The organism is Leucobacter sp. NPDC015123, from assembly GCF_043080205.1.
GTDB classification, from domain to species: domain Bacteria; phylum Actinomycetota; class Actinomycetes; order Actinomycetales; family Microbacteriaceae; genus Leucobacter; species Leucobacter aridicollis_A.
Map to the genome: position 1 here is coordinate 25,358 of NZ_JBIBVH010000002.1, position 13,988 is coordinate 39,345.

General features: G+C 66.2%; 15 protein-coding genes. 10 read left to right on the plus strand and 5 right to left on the minus strand.

Features of this window, described 5'->3' with window-relative positions:
• Positions 1 to 26: 26 nt before the first annotated feature.
• Positions 27 to 1,346: an MFS transporter gene (locus tag ACF07D_RS03835; RefSeq protein WP_391503957.1), complete on the plus strand. Its 1,320-nt coding sequence runs from the start codon at positions 27 to 29 to the stop codon at positions 1,344 to 1,346.
• 126 nt (positions 1,347 to 1,472) lie between these two features.
• A complete protein-coding gene (locus tag ACF07D_RS03840) occupies positions 1,473 to 3,125 on the plus strand; it encodes an amidohydrolase (protein ID WP_391503958.1) in 1,653 nt (550 codons plus the stop codon).
• 113 nt (positions 3,126 to 3,238) lie between these two features.
• Here the strand turns inward: ACF07D_RS03840 and ACF07D_RS03845 are convergent, their stop codons facing one another.
• The 3 genes from ACF07D_RS03845 to ACF07D_RS03855 form a co-directional block, all read right to left on the minus strand.
• Positions 3,239 to 4,639 (minus strand): FtsX-like permease family protein, encoded by a 1,401-nt coding sequence (locus ACF07D_RS03845; RefSeq protein WP_391503959.1) that lies wholly within the window; start codon positions 4,637 to 4,639, stop codon positions 3,239 to 3,241.
• Complete coding sequence (locus tag ACF07D_RS03850; RefSeq protein ID WP_119284868.1) at positions 4,636 to 5,400, minus strand: ABC transporter ATP-binding protein; 765 nt, start codon at positions 5,398 to 5,400, stop codon at positions 4,636 to 4,638. Before ACF07D_RS03850 ends, ACF07D_RS03845 begins: the two co-directional genes overlap by 4 nt.
• A 140-nt stretch (positions 5,401 to 5,540) precedes the next feature.
• Positions 5,541 to 7,001 (minus strand): MDR family MFS transporter, encoded by a 1,461-nt coding sequence (locus ACF07D_RS03855; RefSeq protein ID WP_391503960.1) that lies wholly within the window; start codon positions 6,999 to 7,001, stop codon positions 5,541 to 5,543.
• 80 nt (positions 7,002 to 7,081) lie between these two features.
• Here ACF07D_RS03855 and ACF07D_RS03860 point away from each other — a divergent pair, with 80 nt between their 5' ends.
• Complete coding sequence (locus ACF07D_RS03860) at positions 7,082 to 7,726, plus strand: TetR family transcriptional regulator (protein ID WP_391503961.1); 645 nt, start codon at positions 7,082 to 7,084, stop codon at positions 7,724 to 7,726.
• A gap of 38 nt (positions 7,727 to 7,764) precedes the next feature.
• Here the strand turns inward: ACF07D_RS03860 and ACF07D_RS03865 are convergent, their stop codons facing one another.
• The gene (locus ACF07D_RS03865) at positions 7,765 to 8,574 is read right to left on the minus strand and encodes an AraC family transcriptional regulator (protein WP_391503962.1); all 810 of its coding nucleotides are present in this window, start codon (positions 8,572 to 8,574) and stop codon (positions 7,765 to 7,767) included.
• An 83-nt stretch (positions 8,575 to 8,657) separates the two neighbouring features.
• On the opposite strand from ACF07D_RS03865, the gene ACF07D_RS03870 reads away from it, so the two are divergent.
• The 3 genes from ACF07D_RS03870 to ACF07D_RS03880 all read left to right on the plus strand — a co-directional run bounded on the left by ACF07D_RS03870 (position 8,658) and on the right by ACF07D_RS03880 (position 11,269).
• The gene (locus ACF07D_RS03870) at positions 8,658 to 9,473 is read left to right on the plus strand and encodes a TSUP family transporter (protein WP_391503963.1); all 816 of its coding nucleotides are present in this window, start codon (positions 8,658 to 8,660) and stop codon (positions 9,471 to 9,473) included.
• Between the two features lie 105 nt (positions 9,474 to 9,578).
• Positions 9,579 to 10,640 (plus strand): LLM class flavin-dependent oxidoreductase, encoded by a 1,062-nt coding sequence (locus ACF07D_RS03875; RefSeq protein WP_255808318.1) that lies wholly within the window; start codon positions 9,579 to 9,581, stop codon positions 10,638 to 10,640.
• A gap of 128 nt (positions 10,641 to 10,768) precedes the next feature.
• Entirely contained in the window at positions 10,769 to 11,269 is a 501-nt protein-coding gene (locus tag ACF07D_RS03880) for a hypothetical protein (protein ID WP_391503964.1), read from the plus strand.
• Between the two features lie 29 nt (positions 11,270 to 11,298).
• Here the strand turns inward: ACF07D_RS03880 and ACF07D_RS03885 are convergent, their stop codons facing one another.
• Positions 11,299 to 11,676, minus strand: a complete 378-nt coding sequence (locus ACF07D_RS03885) for a hypothetical protein (protein ID WP_391503965.1) — start codon at positions 11,674 to 11,676, stop codon at positions 11,299 to 11,301.
• A 101-nt stretch (positions 11,677 to 11,777) separates the two neighbouring features.
• On the opposite strand from ACF07D_RS03885, the gene ACF07D_RS03890 reads away from it, so the two are divergent.
• The 4 genes from ACF07D_RS03890 (at position 11,778) to ACF07D_RS03905 (ending at position 13,959) form a co-directional block, all read left to right on the plus strand.
• Entirely contained in the window at positions 11,778 to 12,254 is a 477-nt protein-coding gene (locus ACF07D_RS03890; protein WP_119284875.1) for an N-acetyltransferase, read from the plus strand.
• Positions 12,255 to 12,368: 114 nt separating this feature from the next.
• On the plus strand, positions 12,369 to 12,737 hold the full coding sequence (locus ACF07D_RS03895) for a hypothetical protein (protein ID WP_391503966.1): 369 nt from the start codon (positions 12,369 to 12,371) through the stop codon (positions 12,735 to 12,737).
• 74 nt (positions 12,738 to 12,811) lie between these two features.
• Complete coding sequence (locus tag ACF07D_RS03900; RefSeq protein WP_391503967.1) at positions 12,812 to 13,039, plus strand: hypothetical protein; 228 nt, start codon at positions 12,812 to 12,814, stop codon at positions 13,037 to 13,039.
• Between the two features lie 62 nt (positions 13,040 to 13,101).
• A complete protein-coding gene (locus ACF07D_RS03905; RefSeq protein WP_391503968.1) occupies positions 13,102 to 13,959 on the plus strand; it encodes an alpha/beta fold hydrolase in 858 nt (285 codons plus the stop codon).
• Positions 13,960 to 13,988: the final 29 nt, after the last annotated feature.

Sequence of the window (13,988 nt, forward strand, 5' to 3'; positions counted from 1 at the left end):
CATCCCTGACTACAACGGAGAAGCACATGTCAACACCTCGCTCGTCTGTCGAGCTCGAAGCCCACGCGAAGAAGGCGCGGTTCGCCGCTTTTCTCGGCACCACCGTCGAGTGGTACGACTTCTTCATCTACTCCACCGCGGCCGCAATCGCTTTCGGGCCAGTGTTCTTCCCTGACCAAACCGCTGGCACCGCACTGCTGCTCTCGTTTGCCACGTTCTGGGCAGGCTTCCTCGCTCGCCCGATCGGCGGCATCGTCTTCGGCCACCTCGGTGACAAGTTCGGCCGAAAGAACACGCTCGTCGCGACGCTGCTCATCATGGGTATCGCGACCTTCTGCATCGGAATCCTGCCAGGCGCAAACCAGATCGGCGTCTGGGCCCCGATCCTGCTCGTCGCCCTGCGCGCGCTGCAGGGCTTCGCGGTCGGCGGCGAGTGGGGCGGTGCCGTACTCCTCGCTTCCGAGTCGGGCAGCAAGAGTAAGGCGATCCGCGGCGGCATGTTCGTGCAGCAGGGGTCCCCGGCAGGCAACATTCTCGCCACGGCGGCGTTCGCGCTCGCTGCGCTGCTCCCCGCCGAGCAGTTCATCGCGTGGGGCTGGCGCCTCCCGTTCCTCTTTTCGGCAGTGCTCGTGGTCATCGGCCTCGTGATCCGCGCGCGCCTCGACGAGTCCCCCGAGTTTCTCGCGCAGCAGGCGAGCCGCGAGGAGATCAAGGTGCCGATCGCCGAGCTCTTCAAGCACCACTGGAGGCAGGTCATTGCCGGCGTGTTCGCGAGCGCAATCGGCATCGGCATGGCGTACTTTGTGAGCGCGTTCATGCTCGCATACACCACAACCTCGCTCGGCATCGACCGCGGCATCATGCTCAACGTGCTGCTCATCAACGCCATCGCACAGTTCATCTGGCAGCCCATCGCGACCCGCATCGCTGAGAAGGTCGGAAGCGCGAAGTTCATGGCGTGGGCCCTTGCTGCGCAGGCGATCCTCGTCATCCCGATGTTCCTGCTCGTAAACACAGGCAACGTCGTCGCAATCGCGGCCGGCATCATCGCCTCGACGATTGCTGGCTCCGGCTACTACGCCGTGCTCGCTGGCTTCCTTGCGCAGGCATTCCCCGTCGAGGTCCGCTACACGGGCGTCTCGTTCGCTTACCAGGCGTCCTCCACCCTCATCGGAGGTACGACGCCGCTGCTTGCGCAGTCATTCCTCGTTTCGATGGGATGGCAGGGGGTCGCGGGCTTCAACATCGTGCTCGTCGGTCTCACGATCGCCGGTGTTCTCGCGCTCGCGTCGCTCACCGGGTTCACCGCAGCTCGCGAGCGCGAGCAGCGCGCAGCCGACGCCTGACCCTGTGGGGTGCGGGGCCGCTTCAGTCAGCTCCGCGCCCATCCCCTCCGCCGCGCCCAGGCCCCGGGGCCCGCCCCGCTGGGTTCGCTCAGCCCCACCCGTTCGCACTCGCAGCCAAGGAGCATCATGCGCATCGATACCATCCTCGAGAACGCACGCATCACCACAGTCGACGCCCACCGTCCGCACGCAAGCCGTATCGGAATCTGGAATGGCCGCATCGTCGGCGTTGACGAGGAACTCGACGGGCTCACCGCCGACACCCGCGTCGACCTCGGCGGCGCCCCAGTAGTGCCGGGATTCAATGACGCACACTTCCACTTCTCCATGCTCGGGCTCGAAATGACGCAGCTCGACCTGTCCCCCGAGCGGGCGCCCACGCTCGATGCGCTCTACGCGCGAATCGAAGAGTACGCGGCGACGCGGCCAGCGGGCGCGTGGGTCCGAGGTCAGGGGTACGACCAAAACAAGCTTGGCGGCCAGCACCCCGACATCTCGGTGCTCGATAGGATCGCCGGCGGCCGCCCTGTGTACCTGCAGCACAACTCGCATCACATGGCCGTGGCCAACACCGCCGCGTTCGCGCGCGCCGGGCATTCGGACGTCACCAGACTCTCCGCGCCCATCGGTGGCAGCCTCGGCATCGATGAGTCCGGCAGGTTCACTGGCTTGATCCAAGAACAGGCAATGTCGCTCGTCGCACACCTGTTCCGCCCGGTGCCGCAAGAAGACCTCGTGGAAGCACTCGGAGCCGCGTCGCAGTGGGCACTCAGGCACGGGATTACGAGCGCGACTGAGCCGGGCATCGGCGGGACGACGATCGGGCACGGCCCCGCAGACATTCGCGCGTTTCAGACCGCATCCGAGCGCGGCATGCTCCGCACTCGGCTCACGCTCATGCCATACATCGACGCCCTACACGGGCTCGGCCCGATCGGCGGCGGCGATGGTTGGGGCATCGACCTCGGCATTCGCAGTGGGCTCGGCGATGAGTGGCTGCGGGTCGGACCCGTGAAGGTACTCAGCGACGGTTCCCTTATCGGCCGCACGGCAGCGATGTGCTGCGACTACAGTGACACCCCTGGTAACGCTGGCTACCTGCAATGGGAGCAACAGGACCTGCACGACAAGATCGTCGCGGCGCACGTGAACGGCTGGCAGGTCGCGGCACATGCAATCGGCGACCGTGCGCTCGACGTCGTGCTCGATGCGTTCGAGGCCGGGCAGCAACAGGTCCCGCGGACCAACACCAGGCATCGCATCGAGCACGTTGCCGTCGCCTCCGACGCCCAGGTCGCGCGGATCGCGGCCGGCGGTCACATCCCCGTGCCGCAGGGCAGGTTCATCTCCGAGCTCGGCGACGGCTTCAGAGCGGCCCTCGGCGCCGACAGAGTCGAGCTCGCGTACAGGATGCGCAGCTTTGTCGAGGCGGGAGTCGAGCTCCCTGGCTCCACAGACGCCCCTGTGGTGCCAGGCGAACCGATCCTCAGCCTGCACGACATGGTGAATCGTCGGTCTGGGTCGGGCGCCCCGATTGGGCTCGGCGAGGCGCTCAGCCCCGCCCAGGCCATCCGCGCATACACGTACGGCTCGGCGTACGCGGTACACGAGGAGCAGCGAAAGGGTGCCCTCTCGCGCGGCAAGGTTGCTGACCTCGTCGTCCTCTCCGACGATCCGGCCGCGGTCGCGGCAGAGCGAATTCGCGACATCGAGGTGCGCGCGACGATGGTCGGCGGCGAGTTCGGCTTCGATGCCGCGGGCGAACTCGCGGCATCGTAGACGCCCGTCCCGCGGCGCAATACTGGCCCCCACGAGTAAGTCGTGGGGGCCAGTATTGTTGTGCGGCGGCAGCCTGCTGCAAGAGCCACAAACCGAGTCCGGCTGAGCGAGAGCTACGCGACCGAGAGCGCGGTCACCGGTGACACCCGCACCGCGCGCCGCGCGGGGGCGGCAGCCGCGACAAGTGCGAGCGCGACCCCGAAGAGCACGACGCCGGCGATCACCAGCCACGGCACGCTCGGTGCGGCAAACCCGATCTCGGAGCCGATCAGCGACTGCGCAGCCACCCAGCCGTAGAACACGCCAAGCAGGATCCCGAAGCCGAGCGCCGCTACTGTCATCTGCGCACTCTCCGCGATGACCATGCGTCGCACCTGTGCCCCTGTGAAGCCGAGTGCGCGGAGCAGCCCGAGTTCACGAGTGCGCTGCAGCACGCTGAGCGACAGCGTGTTCACGAGGCCGACCGCAGCAATGATCGCCGAGAAGCCGACGAGGCCTGTGAAGATCGCTGTCGTGATCGACAGTGTCTCGGTGAGCATCGCCGCCATGGCCGGGTCGTTGTCGAATGCGATAAGCGTCATCGAGCGGTAGCTGTCGAGCGCGACTGCGAACATGATGACAAGCGTCACGCCGATCACGAGACCGATCGTTGAGCGCGCGCTGCGCTCGGGGAAGCGCACGGCGTTCGCAGCGGCAAGCGACCCCGTCGGGCCGCGGTCGATGAGCTTGCCTGTGAGCTTCAGCACTGGCGGCATGATGAAGTGTGCGCCGACGGCGATGCCTGTGAACGAGAATAGGCCACCGAAGAACGACACCATGAGGGCCATCGGGGAGAGCACGCTGAGCGCGATGCCTCCCGCGAGTAGTGCGGCACCGATCACAATCAGGATCCAGGCCCACACAGTGCGGGCGCGCCTCCCGCGCGACTCCTCGGGACGCAACTCGACCGACGCACCAGTCGCGGCAATCGGCGACACCGATCCGACGCGACGCGATCCTGCCCACGCGGCCGCCCACGTCGTGAGAACGACGACGGCGACAGCGAGAATCGTGAGCGGGTCAAACAACGGATAGTTGGGCCCCTCTGGCAGCCATCCCCACCCCGGACCGAAGAACACCACACCAGCGATGAGCGCCTCAGCGACAACGAAGCCAATGATCGCGCCAATCGCGCCCATGACGAGGCCCTCGACTGCGACGCGGGAACGGATCCGCTTCGACGTCGACCCGATGAGGCGGTATAGCGCGATTGTGCGCGTGCGGCCAGCGATGATCGTCGCGAACGTATTCGCTGTCACGATCGCGCCGACATACAGGGCGATGATGATGAAGATCGCCGAGACCATGAGCAACGTCATGCGGAACGTGTCAGACCCCTCGACGAGGTCTGGGTTCAGTGCGGCGCCCATCACGCCAGTGGTGAGAATCAGGGCGACCGCAAACAGCGTACTCAGCCCAGAAACAACGACGGTCGCTGCGTGTTCACGCAGCGCCGATCCCTGTGCGGCGCTCATGCGGTGTGCCCCTCAAGGTTCAGCATTGTCGCCGAGATCTCCTCAGCGGTCATTGGGCCACGATCGGCGACGATGCGACCGTCACCGAGAAACACAATGCGGTCTGCGTAGCTCGCCGCGATCGGATCGTGCGTGACCATGACGATGCTCTGGCCCGAGTTCGTGACGGCGGAGCGCAGCAGCTTCAGCACCTCGCGCCCTGTGCGGGAGTCGAGGGCGCCCGTCGGCTCGTCAGCGAAAATAACGTCAGGCTTCGTCGCGAGGGCGCGAGCGATCGCCACACGCTGCTGCTGCCCACCGGACAACTCATGCGGGCGATGGTCGAGGCGGCTCGAGAGGCCAAGCTGGTTCAGCAGGGCGTCGATCCAGGCCATCTCCTGCAGGCTCGGCTTCTTCCCATCGAGCTGGAAGGGAAGCATGATGTTGCCGCGCACATCGAGTGTCGGAACGAGGTTGAATGCCTGGAAGATGAAGCCGATGCGGCGGCGACGCAGCTTCGTGAGCTCGGCATCACCGAGGCCTGAGATTTCGTCGCCGCCGAGCCACACCTTGCCCTCGCTTGGGGTATCGAGGCCGGCCATGACGTGCATGAGCGTCGACTTACCTGAGCCAGACGGGCCCATGATTGCGGTGAACTGGCCGCGGCCGACTGCGACAGAGACGTCGTGGAGCGCGACGACCCGCTGCTCCCCCGCCCCGTAGTACTTGCCGAGGTTCGCGACCCCGGCGACGGCTTCGATTGTTGCTGCTTGTGCGTTCATACCTCGAAGGTACGTCGGCCGACGGTACCGGCGGATCGCCCTGCGGTGCCGCTCGGGTGGTACCCCGGTACCGGATCGCGATACACGCGGCCCCCGCAGCTGACAGCCTCATCTGCCGGCCCCGCCGCCCACAGTCAGACCTAGTGCTCCGCTCCAACTTGCTGCTGCTTCGGCACGAAGAACGCGAGCACAATCGCGAGCACCGAGCTCGCGGCGGCGACCACGAACGCCACGTGGATTCCCTGACTGGTCGCGGCCACCGCGTCGTCTCCAGCAGTCACCGCGTTCGAGGTTCCGACGGCCATGAGCGTCACGAACATCGCCGTTCCGACAGCGCCTGCGAGCTGCTGCACAGTTGAGAAGATGGCGCTGCCGTGACTGTAGAGTTCGGGCGCGAGTGAGCCGAGTGACGATGTCATCAGCGGCGTCATCATGAACGCGATGCCAAGGTTCAGCACAAGCATCGCGACGACCACGAGCCAGACCGGGCTCGCTGCTCCGAGCTGCATGAACAGCACGAGCGCGATCGAGACGACGAAGGCGCCTGGGACCACGAGCGGCCGCGCCCCAACCTTGTCAAAGAGCGCCCCGACAAACGGCGCCGCGAGGCCCATCAGAAGTCCGCCGGGGAGCACGGCGAGTCCGGTGGCGAGCGGTGTGAGCCCGAGCACGTTCTGCATGTAGATCGGGAGCAAAATCAGCGACCCGAACATTGAGAGCATCACCACGGAGATGAGCACGATGCCGATCCAGAAAGGCCGGTTCGTGAACGGGCGAAGGTCGAGAAACGCGGTTCCCCTGCGCTGCAGCACGAGTTGGCGCCAGATGAAGAACGCGAGTCCGACCGCTCCCGCCGCGATCGGGATCGCTGGGGAGAGTGGCGCGTTGCCGTCGACTGCCTGGCCGATGCTTCCAAGACCGTATACAAGACCGCCGAACGCGACGACTGACAGCAGTGCCGATGGCACGTCGAATTTGCCGGCCGAGCCCTTCTCGCTTGGCCCGATGAGGAGTCCACCGATCACGAGCACGAGTACCGCGATCGGGAGGACTGCGATGAAGACCGCCCGCCACCCGATCGCCGTGATGAGGAGCCCAGAGAATGTTGGGCCGAGCGCGGGCGCAGCAGACATCACGATCGCGATGAGCCCCATCATCCGCCCCCGCCGCTCGGCCGGGATGCGCGTCAGGATGGTCGTGGTGAGCAGTGGCATCATGACGGCGGTGCCTGCGGCCTGCGCGATGCGCGCGACGACAAGGATCGCGAACGCCGGGGCGAATGCGGCTGCCGCGGTTCCGAGGGTGAAGAGGCCGAGCGCCGCCACAAAGATTGCGCGCGGTGTGAAGCGCTGCAGGAGGAATCCTGACATCGGGATCAGTACTGCCATGACGAGCATGTACGCGGTCGTCAGCCACTGCCCAGCGGATGCAGTGACCCCGAATTCGCGCATGAGCGGGGGCAGGGCGACGCCCATCACCGTCTCGTTGAGCACCATCACGAAGGCTCCTGCAAGCAGGATCCAGATGAGCGCTGTGCCGCGCCCGCCTGGTGTTTCTGGCGGGCTGACCTGTGTCGGCGCAGTTGGGGAGCTTTGGCTCACGTTTCCTCCGGGAATAACAAAATGACATTGACTGACAGAAATGTCAGCCTATGACATTTTCGCGCTGTTAACCTGTGAGCATGCCGAAGCCAACGCTCCGCGAGCTCTCCAGACAGGCCTCCCGCCAGCGCATCGCCGACGTCGCGCTCGAGCTGTTCACGCAGCACGGCTACGACGCGACAACCGTCGAGGAGATCGCCGCGGCCGCCGGCATCTCGGAGCGAACGTTCTTCAGATACTTCGCAACGAAAGACGAGGCATTCTTCGCAAACACCGCAGAAGAGACAGCGGCTGTCGTTGCCCTCGTCGAGTCCCGTCCGCCGGGCGAAGCTCCCTGGGATGCACTGCAGCACGCTGTCGAGCACACGCTGTCAAAGCTCGACCAACAAGCCGAATACGAGCGCGGTCGCAGGTTCCAGCAGATCCTCGCGGGGTCAGCGGACCTCAGCGCTCACCAATACGCCCGCATGTCTGAGTCCCAAGACCTCATTGGCGAGGTGCTCTGGCGCAGGTGGGCAGCCGCACAACAACGAGCCATCCCTGAGTCAGAGGAGGCCGACATGCGCCTGGTGCTTCGCGCCCTTGTCGGCTCAATGCTCGGCGTACTCTCCGAGATCCTGATGCGCGCGGAAGACCGCACTCCCGAGGCCCGCATGGCCCTCGTTCGCGCCACACTTGACGCGATCAGGCCCGGGCGCGGGGACATTGGCGGCGCGCGCGACTAGCAGCGTCCGCACCACCCCGGTATAGCGGGGCCCTGAGCCTACCCCCCGCCTCTCCTGAGCGCCGACGGCGGCTCACCGAACGCGCGCGCGAACGCGAATGAGAACGCGGCCGGCGATGCATACCCGAGCACCCCCGAGACCTCAGCAACAGTCTGGTGCTGCAACAGCGGGATGGCGGCGAGCAGCCGGGCGCGCGCCCGCCACGCCCCGGGACTCATTCCCGTCGCCGCGCGGAACTCGCGGTTCAGGGTGCGTTCGGCGACGTTGGCGGCCGCCGCCCAGTCGGCGTTCGTGAGAGCAACATCGGGCGCCGAGATGTACGCGCGACAGATCCCAGCGAGCGGCGGCGCGGCGGGCAGCGGGAGATTCAGCGGCGCCTCCCGCACCTGTTCGAGCTCGATCAAGATCAGCGCGAGCAGCGCCTCGGCTCGCTCCTCGCCGCGCTCCGCTTCCCAACGGTGCTCACCCTCCGAGCGGTGCTCACCCTCCAAGCGCCCGAGATCTGCCGCGGCTCTGAGGAGCTCACGAAGGAGTGGGGGCACGTCGACGGCGCGACAGGTCACCGGCCACCACGGAACCACACCCGGCTCAATATAGAGACTGTTCGTCTGGACGTCGAGCATGCGCACCCTGTGCGGAGTGAGCGGCGGAATGAGTACGGCGCGCTCCCCCGGAATCGTCCAGGCTCCGTCCGCCGTCTCAACAAGCATCGTGCCTGCCGCTGCGTAGAGCAGTTGCGCCCGCCGATGCTCGTGCCAGTCAAGGAGGTGCCCCGGCGGATAGTCGGTCGCAATTGGCAGTATGGTTCGGGCCGAGCCGTCGAGCGCCGCTAGAGAGACATTGCGCATGGACCCAGCATAGGCCGAAACTCGAAGGCAGTCGGCCAATCTTCGATTATCCGCCACCGCTAGAAGGCGCTGGGATTGATCGAGTGAGCATTCTTCTTCTCGTTTTCATTGGTGTCATCACTGGCACAACAACTGTCCTTTTCGGCTTCGGCGGCGGGTTCGTGACGGTGCCCGTCCTTCTCTGGGTCGGCGCATCCGCCGGGGCTGACGCCGCCGTGACCGCGGTCGCAACGTCAGCGGTGGTGATGGCAGTGAACGCTGCGGTCGCAACGGCCGCCACGCCTCCTGCGATCCTTGCGGAACTGCGCGGCACGAGCCGGCTTCTCGGACTCCTCGGGCTCGGCGGCGCATTCGGCGCGATCGCGGCGGCGAACGCTCCGGCCGCGCTCATCATGTGGGGGCTCGTCGCCTACCTCGCCGTCACGATCCTCGACACCGTGGCGCGGTCGGGCTTTCTGCGCCCCCGGCGCATGACGGCGAACCGAAGCGGCAGTGACGCCGACGCCCAGCGCTTCGCGATCCCGGCAACGCTCGGGGCGCCGATCGGCGCGCTCGCGTCGTTCCTCGGCGTCGGCGGCAGCGTCATGACAGTGCCGCTGCTGCGGCGGGCCGGCATGCCGATGATGACCGCGGCGGCCCTCGCAAACCCCCTCACCCTGTGCGTCTCAGTGCCCGCGCTCGCGGTGTTCTTGCTCACGCCGCACGCCGCGGGCAGTGGCGGGGTGCTCACCTTCGGCGCCGTAGATGTTGGAGCCGCGGCGCTCATGCTCGCCGGGTCGATCCCCGTCGTCGTGATTTGGCGGAGGCGGCCACCGCGGCTTCCCGACCGCCTGCATGCGTGGGGGTACGTCGGCCTCCTTGGGCTCGTCCTTGCCGCCGTATTGACCCGGGCGGTATGACCCTCGGCGATCCTGAACACCGCTATGGCCCGCATCGCCGCCTTCCGCGCAACACGCGAACTATATGCGCGGGAATGTAAATTGCGGGCGCGCGTTACACCGAGCATGAGATCATTCGGATTCCTCTCTTTCGGCCACTACGGCCCCGTCCCCGGGTCGCGCGTGCGCACCGCCGGCGACATGCTCAAGCAGACAATCGAGCTAGCCGAGGGCGCCGACGAGATCGGCGTCAACGGCGCCTACGTGCGAGTGCATCACTTCGCACGCCAGGCTGCGTCACCGATCCCGCTCCTCACCGCGATGGCGGCTCGCACGAGCCGCATCGAGGTCGGCACCGGCGTCATCGACCTGCGCTACGAAAACCCGCTCTATCTTGCTGAGGAGGCCGCGGCACTCGACCTCATCTCCGACGGCAGACTCGCGCTCGGCGTGAGCCGGGGATCCCCCGAGACAGCGCTCCGTGGCTACGAGGCGTTCGGGTACACGGGCTCGCAGGATCCACGCGGGGCCGACCTTGCGCGACCGAAGTTCGACCTGTTCCTCCGCGCGATCGAGGGCGAGGCGCTTGTCGAGGCCGACCCGAAGATGTCGCCTCCTGGCAGACTCGCCCTCGAGCCCCACTCGCCGGGCCTGCGGGAGCGCGTCTGGTGGGGCGCCGGCTCGACCGACACTGCTATCAACGCAGGCAAGATGGGCGTGAACCTGATGAGCTCGACCCTTGTCACCGAGGCAACGGGCGAACCCCTCGGGATTCTGCAACGCAAGCAGATCGACGCGTTCCGTGAGGCCTACCGGGAAGCCGGCCACACCGGGAAACCGCGCGTCTCTGTGAGCCGAAGCGTGTTCCCGATCGTTACCGAGCAAGACGAACTCTATTTCGGGCTCCGTGGGGGCGGACCCGGGTCGGAGTCGCAGGACCAGATCGGTGTCATCGACGGGTTCCGCTCGACATTCGGCAAGACCTATGCCGATACGCCAGATCGGCTCATCGAGCAGCTCAAGGCAGACGAGGCCGTGATGGCAGCTGACACGCTCATGCTGACAATTCCGAACCAGCTCGGGCCCGAGTACAACCTGCACATTCTCGACTCGTTCGCGAAGCATGTTGCGCCAGCGCTCGGCTGGAAGCCGAACACCGAGGGGCGCGCGGAGGGCGACGCGGTCTAGCAACTAGAGTCGCGCGAGGGAACGTCCTCGCGCGACTCTGGCTGTATGCCCTCGCATTCCCCGATCTACAAGCACCGCGGCCCGCGGTAGGCTCGCTGCGGGTCAACGGGAGAGGCTGAGGGGGCGCAATGAGCGACGTACGCACGGGCGGACTGGGCTTTCAGTTCTACGCAGATGCGGCCGATGTAGCCAAAGCTGCAGGTGCCGCCCAACGACTCAGGCGCCCGCTTCGCGTGATCGGGCATCTTCATAGCCCCGAAGAGTTCCTCGTTGCCGAGGATGCAGCCGATGGCTCAGTCTGGGTGCTCGCGGCCGACCACTCAGCCGAATGGCCGCTCAACGTATCCCGTTCCGCTCTCGACGCATGCCTCACAGCGTTCGGGCGCTACCTCGACTCTGGATCCAAGGCTTCCGGCCCTGCTGTCTACTCTGCCGACGAGATGCGGGAACGACTGGAGCGCTTCGCGAGAGGCGAGGTGGTCTCCCGAGCTCCGCAGAAGCCGCCGGCACCCCACCGGGCTCGGCTCAAGCGACTCCATCGCGAGCTGAAAGCGGCCGACCGGTCCGTGTTCGCCCGCAATTTCTGGTGGTCAGGCGTGTTGGAGGACGCGAAGAACAACCTGCTCTAAAGTGCACCGTCGACGAGTTATCGCCGGGCTCACACCGGACTGTGGCCGCCCGCAATGACATCGCGGATCATCGATCTCGCGGCTTCAGCATTCGCAACTGACAGGTAGAGCCTGTCGAACGGGCTCCCGCCTCGAATGTGAACAACGAGCGCGGCACCAGGCCCAGAGACGTTCCAATACGTGCGCTCGCCAGGCGGGTGGAAGGTGCCGCTCAGCTTCGTACCGGTGTCGAGCCCCGGGCCGCGCCAGCCCGTTGCGACACGGTGCGGGTGCTCTTCAACCTCGACACCGGCGATGTCTGCAAGCCGAACCACAATCCTCCGCCGGAAGCCCCAGACTTTATCCAGTCCCCTCGGAACAATCACGAGCTCATCGCCGATGATGTCAACGTCATTGCGGCTAGCCATCTCACCTCCGGCGCGTCATGTTCAGAAAAGGCACGCAGCCCCGAAAGCAGATTACCGCCTGCTCCACCAGGTCGCCGCTGCACCTCTGGGACAATACGCATATGGCAGCCCGACTCACCGCAATCCCGCCGCACGACTTCCCGGCCTGGCTGAGCGCATCGCGGGCCGAGTACGAAGCCGACCTCGTCGCTACAGGCTCGACTCCCGAGACCGCAGCGCGGCAGGCTGCGAAGAGTCTGGCCTCCGCGTTCCCCGACGGTGAGCCCTCACCGACCAACGCCGTGTTCAACATCGTCGACGAGGCCGACAGGACGGTTGGATACCTGTGGGTGGGGCGTGACAACTCAGACGATCCGACAGCGTGGTGGGTCTGGGACATTGTTGTCGATCCAGTGTTCCGCGGTCGCGGACTCGGCCGCGAGGGCATGCGTCTGGCTGAGGAGTACGCACGTTCGCAGGGCGCTGCGACCCTCGGCCTCAACGTCTTTGGGTTTAACACGACCGCCCGGGGCCTCTACGAGTCGTTGGGCTACGAGACGACGAGCGTCAAGATGCGCAAGAAACTCACCGAAGGCTGAGGACCACCTTCGGTGTTGCCTGTGTTTCACACGCGCACACGGGATCACGCGCGCCAGCTTCCGTTCGCGTAAGGACACTGGCTGGTGCACGCGCCGGATGGGTAGCCTGGAGCAATGACCCCCGTACCCACCGATTGGATTGAGCACCGTCGCGGCGACAACGAACTGATCGGATGGATCGTTCCCGAAGGCGAGGACTTCGCGACGATCGATCTACTCGGACGCCGCTCAGAGCCCGTCGACTGGCTCAGCGCGGAGGAGCGGCTCGAGGAGCTCGGAATCGGTTACCTCGCCGAGCGCTACGCCTACTCGGAGACACCAGACGTATGGACGCGGGTGAAAATCATCGAAGTCTCCCCCGACGGAATCACCGTGCAGGAGGATGACTACGGTGACGCCATCGGCGGGGTACCGCTCCCCTCGCACCGGCTCGACTGGCCGATGCCGAAAGAACTCGTGCTGCTCGCCGATGTCGCGGGATAGGAGCCGTACTGCACGAGCAGAGATGCGGCGAGCGCTTTTCAGGGTCATACGCATACGCTCCGTGGAATATGCGCATGTACACCCCGAATGCCCAGCAGGTGCGTGACTACACCGAGACCGAACGTCGAGCCCGCGAGGCGGGGGCGCGAGAGCTCACTGCCAATGTGAACATCACGGCGCGGCCGGTGTTCGAGCGCTGCGGCTTCGTAGCGACGCACACACAGCAGGTTGCTCGGGGCGACGTCACGCTCGCAAACTTCCGCATGGGCAAGGTAGTCGATACTAGGTCGCGCACCGCCTGAAGGTGCAAGTCCTAGCGGCACAGACGCCAGGGACCAGTAGCCCTACGCAATACACTCTGAGCATGGAATTCAACCCGCAGCAGCATCGCGTCAACCTCTCCGACGGTCGGGTACTCGCGGGAACGAGTTTCGGCCCGGTCGACGGGCGGCCCGTGTTGTTCGTCGCGGGCGCCGCGACGGGCAAGTCGATGGTGTTTGGTGAGGATGCGCTCGGAGACACCGGCGTCCGGCTGATCACGATGGACCGGCCCGGCATCGGTGACTCGTCGCCCACCGACGCACGTACGATCGAGTCGACTGCGTCCGACTACCGCGCGTTCTTGGCCGGGGTGCTTGGTGCCGGTGCCACCTCGATCCCCATCGTCGCGAACTCGCAGGGAGTAATCTTTGGGCTCGCCCTGGCGCTCGCTGGCGGCGCCGAGCGGCTCCTGCTCGTCTCTCCGGCAGACGAGTTCCAGCACCGTGGCGTCCACGCGCTCCTGCCCGCAGAAGCGACCGCACTCTCCGATCTTGCTGAAACGAGTCCTGGGGAGGCTGCCGCCATACTCGCTGGTTTCAGCGCGCAGGCGATGGAGGAAATGGTGCTTAGCGGGTCCCACGAAAGCGACGGAGAGTTCTATACCTCACCCACGTTTCTGCCGCGATACCGCGCAGCTCTCGCGGAGGGGTTCGCGAACGCGGGCGCTGGCTACGTACAAGACACAATGCTCGCGATGCGCTCTTGGGGCCTCGATCTCGAACGGATCGCATGCCCCGTGCAGGTGTGGTTCGGGAGGCACGACCGCAGCCACTCCCCCGACCACGGCGAGATCCTGACCGCGCGCATCCCAGGTGCGACGCGTGAAATTCGCGACGACGCGGGCGGAGCGCTGCTCTGGACGCACGCGCGCGAAGTGCTCGCGGCCGTGCTCCCCCGCTAGCGGACCGGCAAGATCAGGATCGCCGCAGC

Bases quoted from the DNA above. Each gene is read 5' to 3' on its own strand.
- ACF07D_RS03835 (WP_391503957.1), top strand. From the start codon at position 27: ATGTCAACACCTCGCTCGTCTGTCGAGCTCGAAGCCCACGCGAAGAAG.
- ACF07D_RS03840 (WP_391503958.1), top strand. From the start codon at position 1,473: ATGCGCATCGATACCATCCTCGAGAACGCACGCATCACCACAGTCGAC.
- ACF07D_RS03845 (WP_391503959.1), bottom strand. From the start codon at position 4,639: ATGAGCGCCGCACAGGGATCGGCGCTGCGTGAACACGCAGCGACCGTC.
- ACF07D_RS03850 (WP_119284868.1), bottom strand. From the start codon at position 5,400: ATGAACGCACAAGCAGCAACAATCGAAGCCGTCGCCGGGGTCGCGAAC.
- ACF07D_RS03860 (WP_391503961.1), top strand. From the start codon at position 7,082: ATGCCGAAGCCAACGCTCCGCGAGCTCTCCAGACAGGCCTCCCGCCAG.
- ACF07D_RS03865 (WP_391503962.1), bottom strand. From the start codon at position 8,574: ATGCGCAATGTCTCTCTAGCGGCGCTCGACGGCTCGGCCCGAACCATA.
- ACF07D_RS03875 (WP_255808318.1), top strand. From the start codon at position 9,579: ATGAGATCATTCGGATTCCTCTCTTTCGGCCACTACGGCCCCGTCCCC.
- ACF07D_RS03880 (WP_391503964.1), top strand. From the start codon at position 10,769: ATGAGCGACGTACGCACGGGCGGACTGGGCTTTCAGTTCTACGCAGAT.
- ACF07D_RS03885 (WP_391503965.1), bottom strand. From the start codon at position 11,676: ATGGCTAGCCGCAATGACGTTGACATCATCGGCGATGAGCTCGTGATT.
- ACF07D_RS03890 (WP_119284875.1), top strand. From the start codon at position 11,778: ATGGCAGCCCGACTCACCGCAATCCCGCCGCACGACTTCCCGGCCTGG.
- ACF07D_RS03895 (WP_391503966.1), top strand. From the start codon at position 12,369: ATGACCCCCGTACCCACCGATTGGATTGAGCACCGTCGCGGCGACAAC.
- ACF07D_RS03900 (WP_391503967.1), top strand. From the start codon at position 12,812: ATGTACACCCCGAATGCCCAGCAGGTGCGTGACTACACCGAGACCGAA.
- ACF07D_RS03905 (WP_391503968.1), top strand. From the start codon at position 13,102: ATGGAATTCAACCCGCAGCAGCATCGCGTCAACCTCTCCGACGGTCGG.